Origin of the sequence: Aeromicrobium sp. REDSEA-S32_B7 (assembly GCF_001626145.1) — a bacterium.
Lineage (GTDB): Bacteria > Actinomycetota > Actinomycetes > Propionibacteriales > Nocardioidaceae > Aeromicrobium > Aeromicrobium erythreum.
Window position 1 is genome coordinate 1 of the sequence record NZ_LUNF01000153.1, and the last position, 4,754, is coordinate 4,754.

Consider the following 4,754-nt stretch of genomic DNA (forward strand, 5'->3'; position numbering starts at 1 on the left):
TGGGTGAGGTGGGCGAGGTACTCGTCGCGGAAGAACTTGATGGAGCTCGAGATCGGGCTGGTGGCGCCGTCGCCGAGCGCGCAGAAGGAGCGGCCCAGGATGTTGTCGCACTGGTCCAGCAGCAGGTCGAGGTCGGACTCGCTGCCCTCGCCGCGCTCGAGCGCCGCCAGGGTCTGGACCAGCCACCAGGTGCCCTCGCGGCACGGGGTGCACTTGCCGCAGGACTCGTGCTTGTAGAACTCCGTCCAGCGCAGCACCGCGCGGACCACGCAGGTGGTCTCGTCGAAGAGCTGCAGGGCGCGGGTGCCGAGCATGGTGCCGGCCTCGCCCATCGACTCGAAGTCCAGCGGCAGGTCGAGGTGCTCCTCGGTCAGCAGCGGCGTCGAGGACCCGCCGGGGGTCCAGAACTTCAGCCGGCTGGGCTGGCCGTCGGGGCCCGGACGCATGCCCCCGGCGAGCTCGACGAGCTGGCGCAGCGTGATGCCGAGCGGGGCTTCGTACTGGCCCGGCCGGTTGACGTGGCCGGAGAGGGAGAAGATGCCGTAGCCCTTGGACTTCTCGGTGCCCATCGAGGAGAACCACTCAGCGCCGTTGGCGATGATGCTCGGCACCGAGGCGATCGACTCGACGTTGTTGATGACCGTCGGGCTGGCGTAGAGACCGGCGACGGCCGGGAAGGGCGGGCGGAGCCGGGGCTGGCCGCGACGACCCTCGAGGCCCTCGAGCAGGGCCGTCTCCTCGCCGCAGATGTAGGCGCCGGCACCGGCGTGGATGACCAGGTCGACGCGCCGGCCGGAGCCCATCACGTCGGCCCCGAGGTAGCCGGCCTCGTAGGCCTCGCGGCACGCGGCACGCAGGCGTCGCACGACGTGCAACACCTCGCCGCGCACGTAGACGAACGCCTGCTCCGCGCGAATGGCGAGGCTGGCGATGACGACGCCCTCGATCAGCTCGTGCGGGTTGGCCATCATGAGCGGGATGTCCTTGCAGGTGCCCGGCTCGGACTCGTCGGCGTTGACCACCAGGTACTTGGGGTTCGGGTTCTCCTGGGGGATGAAGCTCCACTTCATGCCCGTAGGGAATCCGGCGCCGCCGCGCCCGCGCAGCCCGGCGTCCTTGACGAGCGTGACGATCTCGTCGGGCGCCATGTCGAGGGCGGTGCGCAGCGCGCTGTAGCCGTCGCGCGCCTCGTAGGCCTCGCGTGTCCACGAGCGCTCGTCGGCCCAGCCCCGGCTCAGCACCGGTGTCAGTGTGTCAGCCATCCGCGGAACCTCCGCCCTTCACGTCGGCGGCCGACTCCTCGGCCACCGTCTCGTCCTCGGCCCGACGCGTGTCGGCCTCCGCTTCGGCTGTGTCCTTTTCCGCCCACGGCCCGGAACCCCCGCCGGGCTCCTTCTCCGCCCGCGGCCCGGAACCCCCGCCGGGGCCGTGGTCCTGCGTCCCGGTGTCGGCCACCGGGGGGATCGGGGGTGCCGACCAGCCGCGCTCCTGGGCGATCCGCAGACCGGCCAGGGACGCGTCGCCCGCCGACGGGCCCTCGTCGGCGCGGCCGTCCTCGAACCCGGCCAGCACGCGCTCGGCGTCGCGCCAGCTGGTGATCGTGGCGCCGCGGGAGGCCTGCACCGGCTCGCCCGCACGCAACCGGTCGACGAGGTCGACGGCCGACTCCGGCGTCTGGCGGTCGAGAAACTCCCAGTTGACCGTGAGCACCGGCGCGTAGTCGCAGGCGGCGTTGCACTCGATCCGCTCGAGGGTGACCTGGCCGTCGGCGGTCGTCTCGTCGTTCCCGACGTCGAGGTGGTCGCTCAACCGCTCGAAGATCGCGTCGCCGCCCATCACCGCGCACAGCGTGTTGGTGCAGACGCCGACGTGGTGCGTGCCCATCGTGCGCCGCTTGTACATCGTGTAGAAGGTGGCGACGCCCGACACCTCCGCCGTGGTCAGGCCGAGGAGCTCAGCGCAGGTCTCGACGCCCTCGCTGGTGACGCTGCCCTGCACCGACTGGACGAGGTGCAGCATCGGCAGCAGCGCCGACCGCGCCTGCGGGTAGCGGCCCATCAGCTCGCGCAGCTCCGCGGTCGTGGCCTCGTCGAGCGGAGGCGTGACGCCCTGGCTCATCGGTCCACCCCGCCCATGACCGGGTCGATGCTGGCGATGGCGACGATGACGTCGGACAACATGCCGCCCTCGCTCATGATCGACGTGCCCTGCAGGTTGACGAAGCTCGGGTCGCGGAAGTGCACCCGGTAGGGACGGGTGCCGCCGTCGGAGACGGCGTGGCAGCCGATCTCGCCGCGCGGGGCCTCGATCGCGACGTAGGCCTGGCCGGGCGGGACCCGGAAGCCTTCGGTGACCAGCTTGAAGTGGTGGATGAGCGCCTCCATCGACTCGCCCATGATGTGGCGGATGTGCTCGGCGGAGTTGCCCTGCCCGTCGCTGCCGACGCTGAGCCGGGCCGGCCACGCGATCTTCGGGTCGTCGACCATGACGGGCGCACCGGCGGTGTCCTCGAGCCGGTCGATCGCCTGCTCGACGATGCGCAGCGACTGCCACATCTCCTCCAGCCGCACGCGGAAGCGGCCGTAGGCGTCGGGCTCGTCCCAGGTGACGACGTCGAAGTCGTAGGTGTCGTAGCCCCAGTACGGCTGCGTGCGTCGCAGGTCCCAGTCGTAGCCGGTGGCCCGCAGCACGGGCCCGGTGAGGCCGAGGGCGAGGCAGCCGTCGAGCTCGAGGTGCCCGACGCCCTTGAGCCGGCCCTTGAAGATCGGGTTCGCGTTGCACAGCGCGGCGTACTCCGGCAGCCGCTTGCGCAGCAGGGCGACCGTGCCGCGCAGCTGCTCGACGACGCCGTCGGGCAGGTCCTGCGCGACGCCGCCCGGCCGGAGGTAGGCGTGGTTCATGCGCAGCCCCGAGATCGCCTCGAAGAGGTCGAGGATGAGCTCGCGGTCGCGGAAGCCGCAGGTCATGACGGTGAGGGCGCCGAGCTCCATGCCGCCGGTCGCGATGCAGACGAGGTGCGAGCTGATCCGGTTGAGCTCGAGCATGAGCACGCGGATGGTCCGGGCCCGCTCGGGCACGTCGTCCTCGACGCCGAGCAGCCGCTCGACGGCGGCGACGTAGGCGGCCTCGTTGCTGAACGGGGCCACGTAGTCCATGCGGGTGCAGAACGTCACGCCCTGCGTCCAGGTGCGGTACTCCATGTTCTTCTCGATGCCGGTGTGCAGGTAGCCGATCCCGGGTCGGGCGTCCTTCACCGTCTCGCCGTCGATCTCGAGGATGAGTCGCAGCACGCCGTGCGTCGACGGGTGCTGGGGCCCCATGTTGACGACGATCCGGTCGCCGTCGACGGCGGCCGCGTCGACGGTGTCCCAGTCCTGCCCGGTGACGGTGAAGACGGGCCCGGACGTCGACTCGCTCGTGCCGGCGTAGGCGTCGTGGGTGATGTCGGTCATCGCGTCCTCCCGAGCGCTGAGCCGTTGCCGAGTGGTCTCGATACGGCCAGCCGAGCTCCTCCGTCGCCGACTGGCCTGCTCGACCAGCAGTCGTGCCGCTGGTCGAGTAGTCGGGACCGCGAGGTACGAGCAGGTCCCGACGTATCGAGACCACCTTGCAGCCGACTACGCATGCCACTCACGAGTAGCTCCTGCGCTGGTCGGGGCTCGGGACCGTGCCGCCCTTGTACTCCACGGGGATGCCGCCGAGGGGATAGTCCTTGCGCTGGGGGTGGCCCTGCCAGTCGTCGGGCATGAGGATGCGGGTGAGGGCCGGGTGGCCGTCGAAGACGATGCCGAACATGTCGTAGGCCTCCCGCTCCTGCCAGTCGGCGGTGGGATAGACGGCGACGACGCTCGGCACGTGCGGGTCGGCGTCGGGGCACGTGGTCTCGACGCGGATGCGGCGCCGGTGCGTCATGGAGAGCAGGTGGAGCACGACGTGCAGCTCGCGGCCGGTCTCGTGCGGGAAGTGCACGGCGGAGAGGCTGCTGCACAGCTCGTAGCGCAGCGCCGCGTCGTCGCGCAGGTGCCGGACGACGTCGAGCAGCGTCTCACGGCGGACGACGAAGGTGATCTCGCCGCGGTCCACCACGACGCGCTCGATGGCGTCGGTGCCGTCGGCGAGCTCGGCGAGGCGGTCGTGCACGTCGTCGAACCACCCGGGTCCGTCGCCGGGGCCGAAGGGCGGCTGGGAGGCGGGCGGCATCGCGACGGGGCGGGTGATGCCGCCGTAGCCGCTCGTGTCGCCGGTGCCGCGCACGCCGAACATGCCTTGGCGCACGTCGACGACCTCGAAGGTCTCGGTGCCTGCGGGGACGACGGGCGCGCCGCCGTCGGGGACGGGGTCGTGCGAGCGGTCCTGCGTGGTGGTGTGGTCGTCGACGGTGCGGGTCTTGTCGTCTGCCATCAGCGCATCAGGCCCTTCAGGGCCGACGTCGGCGCGGCGTCGAGGGCGGCGGCCTCGTCGGCGCGGATCTCCTCGAGTCGGTGCGCGCCGAGCTTGGTGTGCTGGATCTTGTCGTGCAGCTTGAGGATGGCGTCGATGAGCATCTCGGGGCGGGGCGGGCAGCCGGGGAGGTACATGTCGACGGGGACGACGTGGTCGACGCCCTGCACGATCGCGTAGTTGTTGAACATGCCGCCGGAGCTGGCGCAGACGCCCATGGCGAGCACGTACTTGGGCTCGGCCATCTGGTCGTAGATCTGGCGCAGGACGGGTGCCATCTTGTTGCTCACGCGGCCGGCGACGATCATCAGGTC

5 protein-coding genes are annotated in these 4,754 nt (G+C 71.2%); all 5 read right to left on the bottom strand.

Annotation, left to right across the window (positions count from 1 at the left end; translation table 11 throughout):
- Window positions 1-1,262, bottom strand: a 1,262-nt coding sequence (gene nuoF / locus A6Q79_RS10835; RefSeq protein ID WP_317698188.1) for an NADH-quinone oxidoreductase subunit NuoF, incomplete at its 3' end; no start/stop codon positions are given.
- A complete protein-coding gene (gene nuoE, locus A6Q79_RS10840; RefSeq protein ID WP_067854609.1) occupies window positions 1,255-2,118 on the bottom strand; it encodes an NADH-quinone oxidoreductase subunit NuoE in 864 nt (287 codons plus the stop codon). The genes nuoF and nuoE, both read right to left, overlap by 8 nt.
- Complete coding sequence (locus tag A6Q79_RS10845) at window positions 2,115-3,452, bottom strand: NADH-quinone oxidoreductase subunit D (RefSeq protein ID WP_286689591.1); 1,338 nt, start codon at window positions 3,450-3,452, stop codon at window positions 2,115-2,117. Before A6Q79_RS10845 ends, nuoE begins: the two co-directional genes overlap by 4 nt.
- A 178-nt stretch (window positions 3,453-3,630) precedes the next feature.
- Entirely contained in the window at window positions 3,631-4,401 is a 771-nt protein-coding gene (locus A6Q79_RS10850; RefSeq protein WP_067854603.1) for an NADH-quinone oxidoreductase subunit C, read from the bottom strand.
- On the bottom strand, window positions 4,401-4,754 hold a 354-nt coding region (gene nuoB, locus A6Q79_RS10855; protein ID WP_317698191.1), incomplete at its 5' end, for an NADH-quinone oxidoreductase subunit NuoB. The genes A6Q79_RS10850 and nuoB, both read right to left, overlap by 1 nt.